The sequence below is a fragment of the Mesorhizobium sp. M1328 genome, from assembly GCF_040318075.1.
Classification (GTDB): Bacteria; Pseudomonadota; Alphaproteobacteria; order Rhizobiales; family Rhizobiaceae; genus Mesorhizobium.
The window spans coordinates 339,788-358,574 of the sequence record NZ_JAMYLO010000001.1; the positions used below are offsets into that span (position 1 = coordinate 339,788).

The following is an 18,787-nucleotide window of genomic DNA, read 5'->3' on the forward strand; positions in this document are numbered from 1 at the left end:
GCCGGGGTAACATATGCCGATCTTCATCGATCGCCGACTGAACCCGAAGGACAAAAGCCTCGGCAACCGGCAGCGTTTCCTGCGGCGGGCGCGCGAAGAGTTGAAGCGCACCATCCGCGATCAGATCCGCACCGGCAAGATCGCCGACGTGGATGCCGAGCATGCCGTTTCGATGCCGGCGCGAGGCACCGGCGAGCCGAGCTTCAACGATGCCAGGAACAGCGGCAGTCGCCGGCACGTCCTGCCCGGCAACAAGCATTTTGCTCCAGGCGACCGGCTGCCCAAGCCCGGCCAGGGCGGCGGCATGGGATCAGCCCCGGGGAGAACCGAATCGGAGGACGATTTCCGTTTCGTGCTGTCGCGCGAAGAGGTGCTCGACCTCTTTTTCGAAGACCTCGAACTGCCTGATATGGTCAAGCTCAACCTGAAGGAGATCCTCGCCTTCAAGCCGCGCCGGGCCGGCTTCGCCGCGACCGGCTCGCCGACCAACATCAATGTCGGGCGCACGATGCGCAACAGCCACGGCCGCCGCATAGCGCTCAGGCGCCCCAAGCAGGAGGAACTCGACGCGATCGCGCAGGAGATTGCGTCGCTGGAGGCGAAGCCGCAAAACGCCGAGATACGCCAGCGCATCGTGGCGCTTCAGGAAGAGTTCGATCGGCTGGAGCGCCGCCGCAAGCGGATCGCCTTTGTCGATCCGGTCGATATCCGCTTCAACCGCTTCGACGCGCAGCCGGTGCCGAATGCCAACGCGGTGATGTTCTGCCTCATGGACGTGTCCGGTTCGATGGGCGAACGCGAGAAGGATCTGGCCAAGCGCTTCTTCGTGCTGCTGCACCTGTTCCTGAAACGGCGCTACGACCGGACCGAGGTGGTCTTCATCCGCCACACGCACGAGGCGCAGGAGGTCGACGAGGAAACCTTCTTCTACAACACCCAGAGCGGCGGTACGGTGGTTTCCACGGCGCTCGAGGAGATGCACCGCATCGTCGAGCAACGCTATCCTAGCCGCGAATGGAACATCTATGTCGCCCAGGCCTCGGACGGCGACAATTTCGTCACCGATTCCGAGCGCTGCATCGCACTTCTCGATGAACAGATCATGCGGCTCTGCCAGTATTTCGCCTATGTCGAGATCCTCGACGAGCGCGAGAGCCATATCTTCGGCGCTACCGACAACGGCACGTCGCTATGGCGTGCCTACAGTGCGGTCAAGCTGAGATGGTCGAATTTCCAGATGAGCCGCATCGCCACCGCGGCCGACATCTACCCGGTTTTCCGCCAACTCTTCGCCAGACAGCCGGGTTATCAAAAGAGCGGTGAAAGAGGGGGCTGATGGAGAGCAGATCCGGGCTGCTGTTTTCCGGTTCCGACTGGGATTTCAGGACGCTGTCGCGCGCCTACAAGACCATCGAGGCGATCGCCACCGAAGAGCTCCACCTCGACATCTATCCGGTACAAATGGAGATCATCTCGTCCGAACAGATGCTCGACGCCTATTCCTCGGTCGGCATGCCGCTGATGTACCGGCACTGGTCGTTCGGCAAGCACTACCTCTACCAGGAATTGCTCTATCGCAAAGGCGGGCGAGGGCTCGCCTATGAACTCGTCATCAATTCGAATCCCTGCATCGTCTATCTGATGGAGGAAAACACCATGGCCCTGCAGGCCCTGGTGACGGCGCACGCGGCACTCGGCCACAACCATTTCTTCAAGAACAATTATCTGTTCCGGCAGTGGACGGACGCCGGCGCCATCCTCAGCTATCTGGACTTTGCCAAGGGCTACATTGCCCGCTGCGAGGAGCGGCATGGCGTCGATGCGGTGGAAGAGATCCTCGATGCCGCACATGCGCTGATGGAACAGGGCGTGTTCAGATATCACCGGCCGCCGAAGCTGTCGTCGGAAAAGCAGCGCGAGGGCCTTCGCGAGCGCCTGGAATACGAGGAGCGCTCCTACAATGATCTGTGGCGCACGCTGCCGCCGTCCAAGGACGGCACCAAGGTCCGCGAGACGGACACCGTGGCGGAGCGCAAGAAATCGCTCAAGCTGCCCGAGGAGAACCTGCTTTATTTCCTGGAGAAGAACAGCCTGATCCTGGAACCATGGCAGCGTGAGGTCGTCCGGATTGTCCGCGTCATCGCGCAGTATTTCTATCCCCAACGGCAAACGCAGGTGATGAACGAGGGCTGCGCCACCTTCGTGCATTACACGCTGATGAACCTTTTGTTCGATCGCGGCCTGATCGGCGAAGGTGCCATGCTGGAAATCCTGCGCAACCATTCGAACGTGATCTTCCAGCCAGGGTTCGACGATCCGCGCTTTTCCGGTATCAACCCTTACGCGCTGGGTCTCGACATGATGCAGGACATCCAGCGCATCTCGACCGCGCCGACGGCCGAGGACCGCGACTGGTTCCCCGATATCGCCGGCAATGGCGACTGGCGCCAGACCTTGCTGGACGCCTGGGCCAACCATCGCGACGAGTCCTTCATCCGCCAATATCTGAGCCCTACCCTGATACGGAAATGGCGGTTCTTTGTCCTTGCCGATGCCGCCAACGACCCCCATTACGAAGTCGCCTCGATACACAATGAGCGCGGCTACGAGAGCGTCCGCGCCGCACTCGCCCACAGCTACGACATCGGCGCCAGCCGGCCGGACATCCAGGTGGTGGACGTGGACCTGCTCGGCGACCGGCATCTGCGCCTGCAGCACAAGGTCAAGTACGGCATCGTGCTGGAAGGCGGCAGCCGCGACGCCACGCTGCGCCACATCCGCAAGCTCTGGGGCTACGAGGTCAGCATGGTCGCGGTCGACGCGCAGACCGGCGCCACGCTCCACGAACGGTCTACCAGCCAGATCGGGGAATGACCCGACCGGCTTGCCGGCGACGTCGGGTGTCATAGCCTTTACCGGATCACCAACGACCCTATCTACGCGCGCACCTTGGCATGATCGGGAGCAGGAACATGCGCGCATTGATGATCGCCACCCTTCTTCTGGTCGCCGTCTCGATGGCGCTCTCGCTCGCGCACGCACTGGAATTGCCCGGCAAGTTGCGTCTCAAGGAGGCCACCTACAGATCAGTGCAGGCGATCTACTATCCCGGCTTCACGATCGGCGGGTTCGCCGAGATCGGCGGCATCATTGCACTCGCCGTCCTGCTCTACCTGACGCCCTATCCAAGCGCCCGATTCTGGTGGACCTTGGCGGCGCTTGTCTTCTTGCTGGCGGAGCATGCGACCTATTGGTTGGTCACGCATCCCGTCAATAATTTCTGGGTGCAAGACACTGCCATGCCGAAATCAGCCGCGACGTTTTTTTCAATGTTCTCTCGAAAGCAGACCGGCGACTGGAGAGATTTGCGCAACGTCTGGGAGGCTTCGCATGTCGCCAGGGCAGGCCTCGCGATGCTGAGCCTAGTCTCAATTGCTGTCGCCGCGACATTTTTTGCCGAATAGCGCCGAGGAGATCAAGACGGCGTCCTCGTTCGCCAATTTGCGGCTACGAACGCTGCATCCGTCAGATCAGAGAACGGACCCGGCGCCGTATTGTCTTAACGTCAAGCGATCCGGCCGTTCAGCGGTCGGCGCGATGCTTGTTGTGGGCGCTTTCCTGGTGCTCGCCGCGGATGATGTTGCGATCGTCGGGATCGGCAATATCCTTCGGGTCCGATCTGAGCTCGGCACCGCGCCGGAACGCCTCGCGCTCTTGCCTGGTCTTTTTCAAATCCGCTTCGGCGTCGAAATCCTTGCCGGCGTTTTTCGTGTTCTCGCGCTCTTCGATGATGCGCAACTGCTGCTCATGAGTCTTTCTTCCGGCCATCGGCGACCTCCTTCTTTCTATTTTCCGCTTCCCAAGCTGCTAAAGCCCGAAAGGATAGGTCTCGGGAAGGCCTGTCCCCGCATGTTCCGGCCCAAGCGGCGTCACGGCACTGGTTTCATCGAACCAGACGAAAGCATCGAACTGGCGGGCGAGCGAGGCATCCGCATAGTGGCTGTGCAACTCGGTCTCGGGCCGGTAGATGACGCCGATAAAGCGCTCCAGCCGGCGCTCGAGAAGCCGTTGGCGCAGCGTGTCGTCGCGCTCGAAATCGAGAAGGAAAGGCGAGACGCCGCTGTCGTGGCAAAGCCGCTCATAGCTGTCGTTGTGGGAAGGCCGCACCAGTTTCACTTCCATGTCGCCGTCCCAGTCGGTCGCCGCGGCCACCGTCCCGGAATGCGTACTGAGCCCAATCAAGCCAACCTCGTCGCCAAGACGCTGGCGGCAGAGCTGGCCGATGTTCACTTCGTCCCTGACGATCCCCATCTCGGTGTAGCGAGCATCGCCGATATGGGAATTATGTGCCCACACCACCGCCTTGGCATTCGGGCCGCGGGCCTGCAGCAGGTGCTCCAGCGTTTCGAACATGTGGGTGTCGCGCAGGTTCCAGGATTGCGCGCCGCCATAATACATGGTGCGGTAATAGCGCTCGGCGGCGGCGACTAGGCGGGCGTTCTGGGTGGCGTCGAGGAAATCGATACCGTCCTGCTGCGCATAGTCGAGCTCCCTGGAAAGCAGTTCCCGGCATTGCTCGAGCACGGCCTTCTCGCATTTCTGGTAACCGGAGGTGAGTGCGACACGGCCATAAGTGGCCGGGTCGTTCTGCCACGGCGTCAGGCAGCCATAGCGTTCGCGCGCGATCCTCGCCGCCTGCGGATCGACCCGGTCGAGATATTGCAGGACCGCCGCAATCGATCCGCCCATATTGTAGATGTCAAGGCCATAGAATCCGGCCCGCCGGGAGGATATGCTGATCCGCTCATTACGCACTCGCATCCAGTCGACGAACGCCGCGACGTCGGTGTTGCGCCACATCCAGGTGGGAAAGCGCTGGAACGGCGGCGCCGCGCCCGGCCGCGGCGGCCGATGGCGGACGTAGCGGTCGATCGCCGCGGCATCGGGCCAGTCGGCCTCCACCGCGACGATGGTGAAGCCATGCTTCTCGATCAGCCTGCGAGTGATCGCGGCGCGCGCACGGTAGAACTCCGACGTACCGTGACTGGCTTCGCCGAGCAAGACGACGCGGCGGTCGGCAAACCGGTCGAACAGCGCACCGAAGGCCGGATCGTCGAAATCCGGAAGCGGTTCGGCTGCGGCCGCTATCATCTGCGGCAGGCTGCTCCTGCGCTGATGCCGGTGCGGAAGATCGGCCGCTATTTGGCTGTCGCTGCCTGGCTCGCCCCAGCCTTGCTCGCCGATCAGCGGAACAAACCGCACGCCGCCGAAATCCTCCTCGGTGTAAGTTGCTGCGCCGGTCCGGGTGACCTTGAGCAGCCGCTGCGCGTCGAATTCGTCGCCGACCGGGATGATAAGCCGGCCGGCGACGTCGAGCTGTTCTTGCAGAGCGAGCGGTGCGCCGGGTCCAGCGGCGGCAACCAGGATCGCATCGAAGGGCGCCGCTTCGGGCCAGCCCTTGGTGCCGTCGCCAGTGCGGACTTCGATATTGTCGTAGCCAAGCTTTTTGAACCGTTGCCTTGCCGTTTCAGCCAACGCGGCGTGGCGCTCGATCGTGTAGACGCGTTCGACGATGCGGCTCATTACGGCAGCCGCATAGCCGGAGCCGGTGCCGACCTCGAGAACATGGTCACCAGCTCCGATCTCCGCCATTTCGATCATGAACGCAACGATAAAGGGCTGCGATATCGTCTGACCTTCGGCGATCGGCAGCGGCCCATCCTCATAAGCGAACTCTTCGAAGCCCGGATCGACGAAAGCCTCGCGCGGAACCTCCCGCATCGCCTGCAGGACATTGCGGTCGCGAATGCCACGGCGGCTTAGGTGGACGTCCACCATACGATCACGGGCATCGGAGAGATCGAGCATTTTTTGCTCCTTTTGCAGACCCCTCCGCCCCAATGAGCCAAGCGTCCTCAAGGGCAACTAGGTTCATGTCCCGTACGTCCCTGGAATTGCGGTCCCGTGAATTCCTGGATTACGCACGTCTCTCTAACCGTTGGCGAGCCTCGAGGTTCCCAAGTGACCGATCGGCTTTTGCTGGCGAGGGGCAGCGCCCGCCCAAACTTATTTCGAGGCAAATCCTTTCTCCGAGGCGACGCCACTCCAGATACCGACGGACGAGGGTATTCCGGAGGCATTTCCATGAACGACGAGGCCCGCACCACTGCGCAGACAACCGGCCTTGACCAGATCGATCTGATGGACCGCTACTGGCGCGCCGCGAACTACATCTCGGTTGGCCAGATCTATCTGCTCGACAATCCGCTCTTGCGCGAGCCTTTGCGGCCCGAGCACATCAAGCCGCGGCTGCTCGGCCATTGGGGCACGACGCCCGGCCTCAATTTCATCTATGTGCATCTGAACCGGATCATCCGTGAACGTGGTCTCGATGTTCTGTTCATCTGCGGGCCGGGTCACGGCGGCCCGGCAATGGTCGCGAACACCTGGCTCGAGGGCACCTACAGCGAGATCTATCCCGAGGTCGGCGGGGACGAAGACGGCCTGCGAAAGCTGTTCCGGCAGTTCTCGTTTCCCGGCGGAGTGCCGAGCCACGCGGCTCCGGAGACGCCCGGCTCGATCCACGAAGGCGGAGAACTCGGCTATGCGCTGGTTCATGCCTTCGGCGCCGCCTTCGACAATCCGAACCTTGTCGTTGCCTGCGTCGTCGGCGACGGTGAAGCCGAGACCGGCCCGCTCGCCGCGGCCTGGCATTCCAACAAGTTCCTGAACCCGGCATCCGACGGTGCCGTCCTGCCGATCCTGCATCTCAATGGCTACAAGATCGCCAGCCCGACGATCCTCGGCCGCATGGAAGACGAGGCGTTGCGCAGCCTGTTCCTCGGCTATGGCTACGAGACCTTCTTCGTGGAAGGTCATGAGCCTGCCGCGATGCATCGGGAGATGGCCCGCACGCTCGATACCGTGCTCGACCGGATCCACTCCATCCAGGAGCCTGCACGAGCCGCGGGCTGGATGGGAGAGCGGCCGCTGTGGCCGATGATCGTGCTGCGCAGCCCAAAGGGTTGGACCGGGCCGAAAGAGGTCGACGGCAAGAAGGTCGAGGATTTCTGGCGCTCGCACCAGGTCCCGGTGTCGAACGCACGCGGCGACGCGGCGCACCGCCAGATCCTCGAAGACTGGATGCGCAGCTACGAACCGAAGACGCTGTTCGACGAAGGCGGGCATCTCCTGGCGGAACTCGCGGCGCTGGCGCCTACGGGGTCAAGACGCATGGGCGCAATCCCCTACGCCAATGGTGGCCTGCTGAAACAAGACCTTGTGCTTCCCGACTGGAAAGGCCTCGCGCTCGACGTACTGCGTCCGGGCGGTACTGTTGGGGAGGCGACGCGGACCGTCGGAAGCTATCTTCGCGATGTGATCCGCTTGAACGCCGATGCCAGGAATTTTCGGCTGATGGGACCGGACGAGACATCCTCCAACCGCCTCGACGACGTGTTCGAGGTTACGGACCGCGTCTGGATGGAGCGGATCGAGCCTTACGACGTCCATCTTTCCCGCGACGGCCGCGTCATGGAGGTGCTCAGCGAGCACCTTTGCCAAGGCTGGCTGGAGGGCTATCTGCTGACCGGCCGCCACGGCCTGTTCTCGTGCTACGAGGCGTTCATCCACATTGTCGATTCCATGGTCAACCAGCACGCCAAATGGCTGAAGACCTCCGGCGAACTTGCCTGGCGCAAGCCGATCGCCTCGCTCAACTACCTGCTGACCTCGCATGTCTGGCGGCAGGATCACAACGGCTTCAGCCATCAGGACCCGGGATTTGCCGATTTCGTCGCCAACAAGAAGGCCGACACGGTCAGGCTCTATTTCCCGCCGGATGCCAACACGCTGCTGTGGATCACCGACCATTGCCTGAAAACCTACAACCGCATCAACGTCATCGTCGCCGGCAAGCAGCCGGCGCCGCAATGGCTGTCCGCCGAAGACGCGGAAGCGCACTGCAAGGCCGGTGCGGGCATCTGGGAATGGGCCGGGACGGTTGCCAAGGGCGAAGATCCGGATGTGGTCCTGGCCAGCGCCGGCGACGTGCCGACACTGGAGACGCTTGCCGCAGCCGACATCCTGCGCTCAGGCATTCCGGACCTGAAGATCCGCGTCGTCAATGTCGTCGACCTGATGATTTTGCAGTCGAATTCCGAGCATCCGCATGGCTTTGCCGATGACAGATTCGACGCCCTGTTCACCAAGGCCAAGCCGGTTATCTTCGCTTATCACGGCTACCCCTATCTCATTCACCGTCTGACCTACCGGCGCGCCAACCACGACAACATGCATGTGCATGGCTTTCGCGAGGAAGGCACGACGACGACGCCGTTCGATATGGTCGTGCTCAACCAGCTCGACCGCTATCATCTGGCGCTCGCCGCGATCGCGCGCGTGCCGGGGCTGGCCGAGCGGGCGAAGGAGCTTGCCGCGGCGCTGCATGGGAAATTGGCTGAGCACAAGGCCTATGTCCGCGAACATGGCGAGGACATGCCCGAGATCCAGAAATGGTCCTGGCCACAGGACAGCGCGACGAAGGCCGGCGATTGATGCGACGATCGATCCTTGCGTTGAATGCCGGCTCGTCGAGCATCAAGTTCAGACTTTACGACCTTGCAGCATCCGCCGAGCTGGATCTTGCCTCGCGCGGTTCGCTGGATCTGGGCGACGCGCCAAGGCTGACCGCGAAAGCCGCCGATGGGGCGGTGCAGTGCGATCGGCCACTTGCCGCAGACGCATCACGCGACATGGGCATCGGCCAGATGCTGCAATGGATCGAGAACGAACTTGGCGGAAGGAAACTGATCGCCGCCGGCCATCGCATCGTCCATGGCGGACGCGAGTTCGTCGAACCTGTCCGCCTGATGCCGACAGTTATCGAGGCTCTCGACAGGCTGACCCCGCTTGCGCCACTGCACCAGCCGCGCAGTCTCGCACCAATCCGGGCGCTTGCTGCGCTGCGGCCGGACCTGCCGCAGGTCGGATGTTTCGACACGGCCTTCCATCGGACCATCGAGCCTCTGGTCAGCCGTTTCGCACTGCCGCGCCGCTATGAGGCAGACGGCATCCACCGCTACGGCTTTCACGGGCTTTCCTACGAATATGTCGCCGGCCGGCTCAAGCAGATATCGCCCGATCTGGCGGCGAAAAGAACCATCGTCGCCCATCTCGGCAACGGGGCGAGCTTGTGCGCCATGCGCTACGGGCGAAGCGTCGATACTACTATGGGCTTTTCGGCGCTTGACGGCCTGGTCATGGGCACACGCTGCGGCGCCATCGATCCGGGCGTGCTTTTGTACCTGTTGTTGGAAAGAGGCGTTTCGGGAGAGGCGCTGCAAGACATGCTCTACGAGGAATCCGGCCTGCTCGGCGTGTCCGGCATTTCCGGCGACATGCGCACGCTGGAGGCCAGCGACGACCGCCGGGCTCGCGAAGCGGTGGAGCTTTTCGCCTTCCGCGCCGCCCGGGAGGTTGCCGCCCTCGCCAACACGCTGGGCGGGCTGGAATGCCTGGTGTTCACCGGCGGCATCGGCGAGCACTCTGCCCCGGCCCGCAAAGCGATTTGCGGGAGGCTTGGCTGGCTCGGCGTGGCGATCGACGAGGCCGCCAACAGCTCCCATGCCGCGCTCATCAGCCAGGCAGACAGCAAGGTCGAAGTCCGCGTCGTGGCGACCGACGAAGAAGGTGTCATCGCCCGCCACACCCGCAAGGTGATGGAGGAGCCCGGCTGATGCGGATGGCCTTGAGTGGCGGCGCCTACGACCGCACTGGTCGAGCGGCTACGCCGCTAGCGCGGCCGATCTGTTGAACACAATGGTCACCCGCGTTCCTTTGCCAGGGGTCGAATCCACCTCGAACCGGGCATTGGCATTTTCGGTCAGCGATTGCGCGATCAACGCTCCGAGCTTGCCGGGTTTCGGCCAGGTCTCGCCTTCGGGCAGCCCGATGCCGTCATCGGCGACTACGATGCGAAAACCGTCGCCATCGACGACGCTGCGCAGCGTGATCGTCCCGCCTTCGCGGCCCAAAAGGCGTGCTTCAGCGCGTTCGTCAAAAGCTCATTGAGGTCACTCGCCAACTGCGAAGTCCCGGCGCGGCCACGCATGGCGGAGAGCCGAGATGATGGTTGGGAAGCGCCTGAAGGCTCAGCTCGAATGGCTCTGCTCGACCAGATGGAATTTATACCGGTCGCGAATATGCGCGTTGAAGAACCGGCCCTTTGACGAGGCTTTGCGGAATGCCGCGTGCACCCGCGGCGGCACGTCCTCGTAATCATAGCGGTTTCCGCTCGGGACGAACCATACGGAGAGTACCCTCGTCGCCGGCTGGTAGTCGATGTTTCTGATCGCAGTTGAAGGCATCCTCGACAGGTCCAATGCTCGGCAGTGCTCCATTCCATGCCGTCGTGTGAATAACCCTGCACGGAGAGCGAGGTTCCTTGCTGCCGAGGCAGCCTTGCCGCTACGGGCCGGCTTCACCAAATACGGTTGATGCCGTCGCTCAAGACATCGGCTGCAGCCCGCCAGGGCGATCTCTTTGCCGCCATCGACGACCTGCCGGAAGGATTTCACTACCGGCCCGAACTGATCACGCCGGACGAAGAAGCAACGTTGGCGAGCCAGCTCGCAACCCTGCCATTTCAGGCCTTCGACTTTCACGGCCATCTGGCAAACCGTCGGGTGGTCGGCTTCGGGCTGCGTTACGACTACGACCGGCTCGAAGTCGTCGAGGCACCGCCGATACCCGGCTTTCTGCTGCCGCTCAGGGAAAAGGTTGTAGCCTTTGCCCGCCTGCCGGCCGAAACCTTCGTGCAGGTGCTGATCAACGAGTACCGGCCGGGCGCCGGTATCGGCTGGCACCGCGACAAGCCTCATTTCGAGGCGGTCGCCGGCGTTTCGCTGCTAGCCGCCTGCAGCTTTCGCCTGCGCCGGAAAAATGGCACGCGATGGGATCGCAAGACCGTCACCGTCGAGCCAAGATCGGCCTATCTGATGACGGGTGCTGCGCGCAACGAATGGGAGCACAGCATTCCACCGGTTGCCGAGCGCCGCTATTCGATCACGTTGCGCACGCTGCGACCGCAACGCGCTTAAAGCAGGGCGGTGAGGAAGCCCAAGCGATGCCCTAAGGACCAGGCTGAAACAAGTTCATCCGTCGCCATGCCGACCGGCAAAGTCCGCCAACATGGCGCGCTGGCCTTTCAGGATCTTGAGGTTGGCTTCAGGCAGGGAGAACCAGCCCGCTCTGTCGACTTCGGCAAATTCCTTCATCGAGCCGGACCTTGGCGGCCATTCCATGACGAAGGTGTTGCTGCTGATGGCGTCGCTGTCGAAATCCGCCTCGACGCACCATGCGATGACGAGCTTGCCGCCCGGCTGCCGGTAGCTGCCAAGGTGTTCGAAAACTCCATCGATGGCGATGCCGAGTTCCTCTTCTGCCTCGCGTTTGGCCGCCGCCAGCTCGTCCTCGTTCTCGTCGACCAAGCCCTTCGGGATCGACCATGCGCCGTCGTCCTTCTTCGCCCAGAATGGGCCGCCCGGATGCACCAGCAACACCTGAAGTGAACCTCTGCTTTGGCGATAAATGAGCAACCCTGCGCTGCGTTTGGCCATTCCGCTATTCCCCTGACGAAAATGAAACGAACGTTCTCGTCCGGGCCGGCGTATGGAGCAGCCTGCCACGGCGGAACGATTTCCGCTCGCAGCCGTTCCGTCCGTTCGGCAAATGAGTGATTGACATGGCGACGCCGCGAGCTGCCTGGAAGGGCTTTATGAAAGTCGGATCGGTTTCCTGTGGCGTCAAGATCATCGGCGCCGTCAGCGAGGCCGAGAAAGTACATTTCAGGATCCTGAACCGCAAAGACGGTCTCCCGGTCAAGAGCGCCTATATAGACGAGGAGACCGGCGACACGGTCGAGGCGGCCGAGCAGGTAAAGGGCTACGAGGTCGAAAAGGGCGAGTTCATCCGCATTGAGCCGGACGAAATCAAGAAACTGAAGATGGTATCGCAGCATACGCTCGAGATCGGCGAGTTCGTGCCCGCCGCCGAAATCGACGCACGCTACCTCGAAAAGCCCTATTATCTGGTCCCGGCCGATGCGCCCTCCACGGAGGCGTTCGCGGTGATCCGGGACGCCATGGCCAGGAAGAAAGTGGCAGCTCGCTCCTGCGTCGTGCTGTACCAGCGTGGCCGAGAGGTGCTGATCCAGCCGCTGGGCAAGGGCATGGTGATGACTGAATTACGCAACCACAATGAAGTGGTCGCGGCGGACGCGGTGTTCGAAGGGCTGAAGGCTCGCAAGGTCGATCCCGAGATGCTGGAAATCGCGCAATTGCTAGTCGACAAGAAGCCGGCCAAATTCGACCCGTCGAAGTTCGAAGACACTTATGAACAGGCGCTGGTTGCGATGATCGAAGCCAAGCGCAAGGGCAAGAAACCGCCCAAGCCGGCACCCGAGCCGAGGACGAACGTCGTCAACCTCGCCGATGTTCTGCGCAAAAGCCTGGCGCAGGAAGGCGGCAAGGCTCCCAGCAAGAATCCGAGAACGGCCCCGAAACGCAAATCGGCCTGAATGTCCGAAAGTGGATCGAACGGAACCGAAAACGCTCGCGCGCATTTAGATGACGAAGCAATCCGTCGGCAAGCCAAGCGGAGCGGGGGACTGGTGGACGTCGTTGAACTAAAGACTGGCGGAATCCCGCAAGTTTCCTCCGCCGATCTGATGCAGGCGTTGCCTGTCGCCGTCTACACCACCGACAAACAAGGCTACATTACCTTCTTCAACGAAGCCGCTGCCGATCTCTGGGGATATCGTCCAGTTATCGGCCAGGACCGCTGGTGCGGATCATGGAAGCTTCGCCACATAGACGGGCGGCCGATGGCGCATGACGAATGTCCGATGGCCGTTGCCTTGCTGGAGGAGCGGGAGGTTCGTGGGGGCCGGGCGATCGCCGAGCGGCCGGACGGCCAGTTCATCCCGTTCAGCGCGCACCCGGTCCTGCTTCGCAATGCGCGCGGTGAGGTCGTCGGCGCCATCAACACCCTGCTCGACCTGCGCACCCAGGCGCTGGCTGACGACGCCGGCATAAGGCTCGCTGCCATCGTCGAATCCTCGATGGACGCGATCGTGTCGAAAGACCTGAACGGCATTATCACCAGTTGGAACGACGCGGCACAACGCCTGTTCGGCTATACGCCCGCCGAGGCGATCGGGCGCCCGGTGACGATCCTTATCCCGCCCGACCACCTGGATGAGGAAGCCATGATCATCAGCCGCATTCGCGCCGGCGAACGGATTCCTTCATACGAGACGATCCGGCAGCGCAAGGACGGCACCCTGGTTCCGGTTTCGCTCACCATCTCGCCGATACGCGACGGCATCGGGCGTATCATCGGCGCCTCCAAGATCGCGCGCGACATCAGCCCGCACAAGGAGAGCGAACGGCGTATCCGCACACTCATGCGCGAAGTCAACCATCGCGTCAAAAACCAGTATTCGGTGATCGTCTCGATGATCCGCGAGACCAGCAAGCTGGCGGGGACGCCAGAGGCTTTCCTTTCACAGGTTCGGGAACGCATCATGGCGCTTTCGGAATCGCACGATCTGCTGGTCGATGCCGAATGGCGTGGCGCGACTATCGGCGAATTGATCCATGCCCAGACCAAGGCCTTCGCGACACAGGCCAGGCTGTCGATGAGCGGGCCGATGATCATGCTGCAGCCGAACGCGGTGCAATATCTCGGCATTGCCTTTCACGAGCTGGCCACCAATTCGGTAAAGCACGGAGCGCTGTCGCGCCTTGACGGACGGGTCGAGGTCGAATGGACCGTGACGCCAGCCGCCGATGGCAGCGATGGCTTCCGCCTTGTCTGGCGGGAACTGGACGGACCATTGGTCGATGAAAACACGCGACGCGGTTTCGGAACGGTTGTGCTCAAACGCGTCACCCCGCAGGCGCTCAGCGGCACCGGCCGCCTGGAATTCGCCAGGCACGGCATCACCTGGACGCTGGAAGCGCCGCTGCGCTTCGTTCAGATGTCGATGGCTGGCATCGCGGCTGATTGAAGGCTGCTACACCAGCCGCGGCTTGGCGGCCGTGTGGCAACGCAATCCCTTTGGTAGCAATCAGGAGGAGCAGCGATGAGTTGGCTGGGCACCTGGCGGAACCAGTACGGGTCGGTCGTCGAACTGACCAGCGAAGAGGGCGGACGGATCAGCGGAACCTTCAGGACGGCACTGGAGGACAGCGCCTTCTTCGGCATGACGGTGCCGCTGTTCGGAGCCTGCCATGGAGACGTCATCGGATTCACCTGCGCGGCCGAAGGGCGGATCGGAGCCGCGGCGGTGAGCTATACCGGCATCCTCAGGAACGGGAAGCTGGAGATGCTGTGGCACACCGTTGCGGATGCCGCTTTGTCGGCTGAAAAGGAAGGTGCCCCGGCCCGAGCCAGGAAACTCCCCGCCTGGCGCGCTTTTGGAACCAGCCTCGACAGTTTTGAACGCGTCTCCTGACTGTCGCGGGCATTCAGCTCGCGAGTGAGGCAGCAGGAGTCCCGCAGTGCACAGGAACTCGCACTGACGATGGCGCGTTGGTGCGCCAGGACATGCGCTGTTCGTTACGGGGTCGACCCAATGAGCGTGCTTTATCGCGCAGCGAAAATCGCCGAACAGGCTCATGCCGGGCAGACGGACAAGACAGGGCGGCCTTATATCGAACATTGCCGCCGGGTCGTCGATGCCGTCGAAACGCTCGACCAGAAAGCCATCGCCTATCTTCACGACGTCATCGAAAAAGGCGACGGCTGGAACCGCGACCGGCTTGAGGCGGCCGGGTTTGGACCGTCCATCGTATCCGCCGTCGATGCCATGACGCGGCTGCCGAACGAGGACGATGCGGCTTTCGTTCGCAGGGCCGCGGCCAACCCGTTGGCGTTGCCTGTCAAGCGCGCCGATCTTGCCGACAATCTATGGCAGGCACGGCAGATCGGGGCCTCGACAGCGAAATACGAAGACGGCTTGCGCATTCTCAGAGAAGAGTTTGCGAGCTGACGGAAGGCTGCGCTGTCGCCGATTTGAGTTTACTCGGTGACGTGCGGCGTATGCCGCTTGTCCTCCGCGGGATCGGCCTCGATCCGCGCCCTGCCGGGATCGAACGCGCCGTGGCGGGCGATCGCCAATGCCGGGGTGTCGGGCGTCTCGTAGGCCCACATGAAGTCTTCTGCCGACGAACCGACCGCATGAACACGCCAATAGCTTGCCGTGCCCTTCAGCGGGCTGTGGCTCGTTGTGTTCGTCTTCTCCAGAAGGTCGAAATAGATGTCCTCGAAGGGTATGTAGAAGACAGGATCATGACCGTCTTCGTAGAGCAGCTTTGCCCGCTGGCTCGACGCGATAATGGCATCGGAAAACCGAACGGTCACGGTTCCATCGAACGGGACAATGCTGAGCGGGCCTGGCCGGGGGGCGGAATTTGCGGCTAAGGGCTGCATTCGACTTCTCCGTTGACTGCGCTGCCCTCCTGAAACGTGTTGTTGCCCGTCACGGTTCCAGGCCGCGGGCGCGCCGAGGCCGGCGGTGGAACGGTTTTGCAAGGTCGTCGTTGTTTCAGACCTCCGCACGCGCCATAATCGCAATGGCCGCCACTCACCGACTCAACAGCAAATGGATCACATGCTGGATCGATCGCCTACCCTTCCAAGGTCGCTTGGCGCTGCGCTGCGAAGGGAAGTGCCGCGGTTTACGGTACCCGGCAATGAAATTTCGTGCACAACGGTCGCATCCTACAACGTGCATAAATGCGTCGGCACAGACGGTAGGTTCGATCCGGAGCGGGTCGCAGCCGTGGTCAAGGAACTCGACGCGGATATCATTGCTTTGCAGGAGGCCGACGAAAGAACCGGAAGCAGGCAGGGTTTGCTCGATCTCGCAGCGCTCGAGCGGGACAGCGACCTCGTCCCCACCCACGTCCCCGAAAACCGCCGCAGCCATGGCTGGCACGGAAATCTGATCCTGGCACGCCGCGGCGTGGTCGAAAGCGTGAACCAGATCCGGCTGCCCGGCCTCGAGCCGCGCGGTGCGGTCATCGTGGACCTGGAACTGAAGGGCGTCTCCCTCAGGATCATAGCCGCACATTTTGGCTTGCTGCGGCGGTCGCGCTCGCAGCAGGCCAACGCGCTGGTCGAAGCCACGCACCCGGTTCTGCGGCCAACAATCCTGCTTGGCGACCTCAACGAATGGCGCGTCCGCAACAGGTCTTCGCTGCTGGCCCTGCTGCCGCATTTCGGTCCGATCGATGCGGTTCTGCCGAGCTTTCCGTCGCGCTTTCCGCTTTTTGCGCTCGACCGCATCCTGGCCAGGCCGCCGCACCTGATTTCCAGCATCGAGGTGCACAAGACGCCGCTGGCGCAACGGGCTTCCGATCATCTGCCGATCAAGGCCCGGCTGAACCTGGACGCGATACGGCAGCCGCGACTGCAACCAGAATGAACCTGAAGGGTTGTTAGTCAGATTTCAGACCGTTTGCTTCGCTGATGTTTGCCGGTGCACTTCATGGATACAGCCATTTCGCGGTTTGCCCGGGACAAGATCGCGGCCGGCAATAGCGGGCTGCTGCTGATCACCGACAATTATGACGCGTTTGCCGCGCGAATCCTTGCTGCGCGAAGTGCCACAAGCAGCCTCGACCTGATGTACTATCTCTGGCACGACGACCATAGCGGCCGGCTGCTTATGCAGGAGGTCGTCAAGGCGGCGGAGCGCGGTGTCCGCGTCCGCATACTGCTGGACGATATAAATCCGCGCAACAGCGACGCCGCTTACCTGGCGCTCAACAGCTACAAGAACATCGAGCTGAGGCTGTTCAACCCCAGCGGCATGAGGAACGGCAGCATCTTTCGCTCGCTGGAGATGGTCGCCCGGCTGTTTGCGATGACCCGCCGCATGCACAACAAGGCCTGGATCGCCGATGAGGGCTTGGCCATCGTCGGAGGAAGAAATATCGGCGATGCCTATTTCGACGCTGCGGAGACGAATTTCCGCGATCTCGACCTGTTGCTTCTCGGTCCTGCCGTAGGGCAGACGATGCAGATCTTCGAGGCGTTCTGGAATTGCGAGGCGGCAACGCCGATCCAGCTGCTCAACCCGGCTGCGGCGGGCTCGCGCGCCGATTTCCTCGACAATTTCGATGCGACCGCGGACGGCCAGCTTTTGAACAGCTTCCGTGCCTGGCGCACGATCACGGAGTTCATTGTAGCGCACAGCGACGTCTGCTGGACGAAAGGCGTTCGCGTCATTTCCGATCCGCCGGAAAAGGTGCGCGGCAAAAGGCGCAGGAACTGGCTGACCAAGGAGCTGCTTCCCGCTATCGCGGCGACCAGGCAGCGCCTCGAAATCGTCTCGCCCTATTTCATCCCCAGCCGCACCGGGTTGGCCATCCTGTCGAAGCTGGTGGACCGTGGCGCCGAGGTTGCAATCCTGACCAACTCGCTCGCCGCGACGGACGTCGCCGCCGTGCACGGCGCCTATGCCAAATACCGCCGCAAGCTGCTTAAAAACGGCGTCCAGCTTTTCGAATTGCAGCCCTTCGACCGCCAGGCCAACATCTCCGTTTTCGGCTCAAAGGGAGCCAGCCTCCACACCAAGGCCTTCACGGTCGACGACACGCTGGGGTTTGTCGGCTCCTTCAATTTCGATCCGCGTTCGGTGTCGTTGAATGCCGAAATGGGCGTGCTTTTCCATGATACCAATCTGGTGATGGAATTGCGCCGGCGGTTCGAGCACGAAAAGTCACCGCAGACGAGCTACCAGCTGGTCCTGGACAAAGGCGCCGTGCGGTGGCTCGGCATGGCGAATGGCGAGATGCGGCAATATTCGCGTGAACCCGAGGCCAGTCTCTATCGGCGCATCGTTGCAGCGCTGGTTGGGTGCCTGCCGATCGAATCGCAATTGTAGAGGCAACTCATTGTCGGAACGGAACTCCGGGATCACGAGTTGTAACCCGTGTCCGGAGCATGCCGATGAAGACCACGATATACAGTTTTCTTGCTGAGCTCTTGCCGTTCTGGATGGCGCATAAACGCAAAATGCGCGCCGACCGCGCCGCTGAGTGGCCGACACGACCGGCTGCTGCGGATGACGATGGTCGGCCGTCGGGCGATCCGAATCGAGCAACATCGGCGCGGCGGCGCAACACGTCCTAAGGGCGGGATACCTTCAAATTGGATCCCGCTCCAACTGTCTGGCTAGCCGCATTTCTGCGACGCCAAGTGATCCCATTTGGCTGCAGAAGCTCTAGCCCCTAGGCGATCACGCTATCGTCAAGTGGCGTAATTCGAAATCCGGCGTTGCCAAGCATCCATTTTGCAGCACGTACGTTAATGTGCACTACAGGTTGCCGCTATAGGTGAGCGCCATGAGTGCTAGTGCGATAGAATTCTTGCAGGACTGGATCCACGAAAACGTTCATCTACCGCCGCCTCCGATCAAGCTTGAAAAGGAGGCGGAAACCCTCGCCAGGGAATGCAAGGAAGAGGCGGCAGACGCCGGCGTACCCATCGAAGATATCGAGGAAGAGGTTGGTGACCTCAAGGATCTGCTTGTCGCCAAGCTCGAAGACGCAGCCGAAGACGAGGCCAGGCAACTCAATGGCAAGGGGCGCGACACGAATAGGACGGATGGAGCCAACGGGCCGGCGACCCTGCAGAACAATCTGTGACTCAGGGCGGGCCGAACGAATGCGCCGCTGAGGGAGCCGCAATCTCCTAGGCTTTTCAGCGGGTCCGT

18 protein-coding genes and 1 pseudogene are annotated in these 18,787 nt (G+C 62.2%); 13 read left to right on the plus strand and 6 right to left on the minus strand.

Annotation, left to right across the window (positions count from 1 at the left end):
- Positions 1-13 precede the first annotated feature (13 nt).
- The 3 genes from NKH23_RS01700 (at position 14) to NKH23_RS01710 (ending at position 3,464) form a co-directional block, all read left to right on the plus strand.
- On the plus strand, positions 14-1,336 hold the full coding sequence (locus NKH23_RS01700) for a YeaH/YhbH family protein (protein ID WP_352912013.1): 1,323 nt from the start codon (positions 14-16) through the stop codon (positions 1,334-1,336).
- Positions 1,336-2,874: a SpoVR family protein gene (locus NKH23_RS01705; protein ID WP_352977130.1), complete on the plus strand. Its 1,539-nt coding sequence runs from the start codon at positions 1,336-1,338 to the stop codon at positions 2,872-2,874. Before NKH23_RS01700 ends, NKH23_RS01705 begins: the two co-directional genes overlap by 1 nt.
- 98 nt (positions 2,875-2,972) lie before the next feature.
- Entirely contained in the window at positions 2,973-3,464 is a 492-nt protein-coding gene (locus NKH23_RS01710; protein ID WP_352716251.1) for a DUF1772 domain-containing protein, read from the plus strand.
- A gap of 118 nt (positions 3,465-3,582) precedes the next feature.
- On the opposite strand, the gene NKH23_RS01715 is transcribed toward NKH23_RS01710, so the two are convergent.
- A complete protein-coding gene (locus tag NKH23_RS01715; protein ID WP_352716249.1) occupies positions 3,583-3,828 on the minus strand; it encodes a hypothetical protein in 246 nt (81 codons plus the stop codon).
- A 39-nt stretch (positions 3,829-3,867) separates the two neighbouring features.
- Positions 3,868-5,868 carry a protein-L-isoaspartate(D-aspartate) O-methyltransferase gene (locus NKH23_RS01720; protein WP_352716247.1) on the minus strand — a complete coding sequence of 667 codons (2,001 nt, stop codon included), beginning with the start codon at positions 5,866-5,868 and terminating at the stop codon, positions 3,868-3,870.
- 276 nt (positions 5,869-6,144) lie between these two features.
- Between NKH23_RS01720 and NKH23_RS01725 the strand changes: the two genes are divergently transcribed.
- The gene (locus tag NKH23_RS01725) at positions 6,145-8,556 is read left to right on the plus strand and encodes a phosphoketolase family protein (RefSeq protein ID WP_352912020.1); all 2,412 of its coding nucleotides are present in this window, start codon (positions 6,145-6,147) and stop codon (positions 8,554-8,556) included.
- A complete protein-coding gene (locus NKH23_RS01730) occupies positions 8,556-9,737 on the plus strand; it encodes an acetate/propionate family kinase (RefSeq protein ID WP_352977131.1) in 1,182 nt (393 codons plus the stop codon). Before NKH23_RS01725 ends, NKH23_RS01730 begins: the two co-directional genes overlap by 1 nt.
- 48 nt (positions 9,738-9,785) lie before the next feature.
- Here NKH23_RS01730 and NKH23_RS01735 read toward each other — a convergent pair.
- Positions 9,786-10,072, minus strand: a pseudogene (locus tag NKH23_RS01735) (ATP-binding protein); the annotation flags it as partial.
- A 79-nt stretch (positions 10,073-10,151) separates the two neighbouring features.
- Entirely contained in the window at positions 10,152-10,367 is a 216-nt protein-coding gene (locus tag NKH23_RS01740) for a KTSC domain-containing protein (RefSeq protein WP_352912024.1), read from the minus strand.
- Positions 10,368-10,496: 129 nt separating this feature from the next.
- Between NKH23_RS01740 and NKH23_RS01745 the strand changes: the two genes are divergently transcribed.
- A complete protein-coding gene (locus tag NKH23_RS01745) occupies positions 10,497-11,099 on the plus strand; it encodes an alpha-ketoglutarate-dependent dioxygenase AlkB (protein ID WP_352912027.1) in 603 nt (200 codons plus the stop codon).
- Positions 11,100-11,153: 54 nt separating this feature from the next.
- Here NKH23_RS01745 and NKH23_RS01750 read toward each other — a convergent pair whose 3' ends face one another.
- The gene (locus tag NKH23_RS01750; protein WP_352912030.1) at positions 11,154-11,618 is read right to left on the minus strand and encodes an NUDIX hydrolase; all 465 of its coding nucleotides are present in this window, start codon (positions 11,616-11,618) and stop codon (positions 11,154-11,156) included.
- A gap of 125 nt (positions 11,619-11,743) precedes the next feature.
- On the opposite strand from NKH23_RS01750, the gene ku reads away from it, so the two are divergent.
- The 4 genes from ku to NKH23_RS01770 all read left to right on the plus strand — a co-directional run bounded on the left by ku (position 11,744) and on the right by NKH23_RS01770 (position 15,055).
- Entirely contained in the window at positions 11,744-12,577 is an 834-nt protein-coding gene (ku, locus tag NKH23_RS01755) for a non-homologous end joining protein Ku (protein WP_352912033.1), read from the plus strand.
- Between the two features lie 93 nt (positions 12,578-12,670).
- Positions 12,671-14,071, plus strand: coding sequence for a PAS domain-containing HWE histidine kinase family protein (locus tag NKH23_RS01760; RefSeq protein WP_352912036.1), 1,401 nt, complete (start codon positions 12,671-12,673; stop codon positions 14,069-14,071).
- A gap of 75 nt (positions 14,072-14,146) precedes the next feature.
- Positions 14,147-14,518, plus strand: coding sequence for an avidin/streptavidin family protein (locus tag NKH23_RS01765; protein ID WP_352716236.1), 372 nt, complete (start codon positions 14,147-14,149; stop codon positions 14,516-14,518).
- 120 nt (positions 14,519-14,638) lie between these two features.
- Entirely contained in the window at positions 14,639-15,055 is a 417-nt protein-coding gene (locus NKH23_RS01770; RefSeq protein WP_023677074.1) for an HD domain-containing protein, read from the plus strand.
- A gap of 29 nt (positions 15,056-15,084) precedes the next feature.
- Here NKH23_RS01770 and NKH23_RS01775 read toward each other — a convergent pair whose 3' ends face one another.
- Positions 15,085-15,495 carry a DUF427 domain-containing protein gene (locus NKH23_RS01775; protein ID WP_353016094.1) on the minus strand — a complete coding sequence of 137 codons (411 nt, stop codon included), beginning with the start codon at positions 15,493-15,495 and terminating at the stop codon, positions 15,085-15,087.
- Between the two features lie 181 nt (positions 15,496-15,676).
- Here NKH23_RS01775 and NKH23_RS01780 point away from each other — a divergent pair, with 181 nt between their 5' ends.
- The 3 genes from NKH23_RS01780 to NKH23_RS01790 all read left to right on the plus strand — a co-directional run bounded on the left by NKH23_RS01780 (position 15,677) and on the right by NKH23_RS01790 (position 18,719).
- Positions 15,677-16,492 carry an endonuclease/exonuclease/phosphatase family protein gene (locus NKH23_RS01780; protein WP_352912041.1) on the plus strand — a complete coding sequence of 272 codons (816 nt, stop codon included), beginning with the start codon at positions 15,677-15,679 and terminating at the stop codon, positions 16,490-16,492.
- Between the two features lie 63 nt (positions 16,493-16,555).
- Positions 16,556-17,956, plus strand: coding sequence for a phospholipase D family protein (locus tag NKH23_RS01785; RefSeq protein WP_352912044.1), 1,401 nt, complete (start codon positions 16,556-16,558; stop codon positions 17,954-17,956).
- A gap of 460 nt (positions 17,957-18,416) precedes the next feature.
- Positions 18,417-18,719, plus strand: coding sequence for a hypothetical protein (locus NKH23_RS01790; RefSeq protein ID WP_352912047.1), 303 nt, complete (start codon positions 18,417-18,419; stop codon positions 18,717-18,719).
- Positions 18,720-18,787 lie beyond the last annotated feature (68 nt).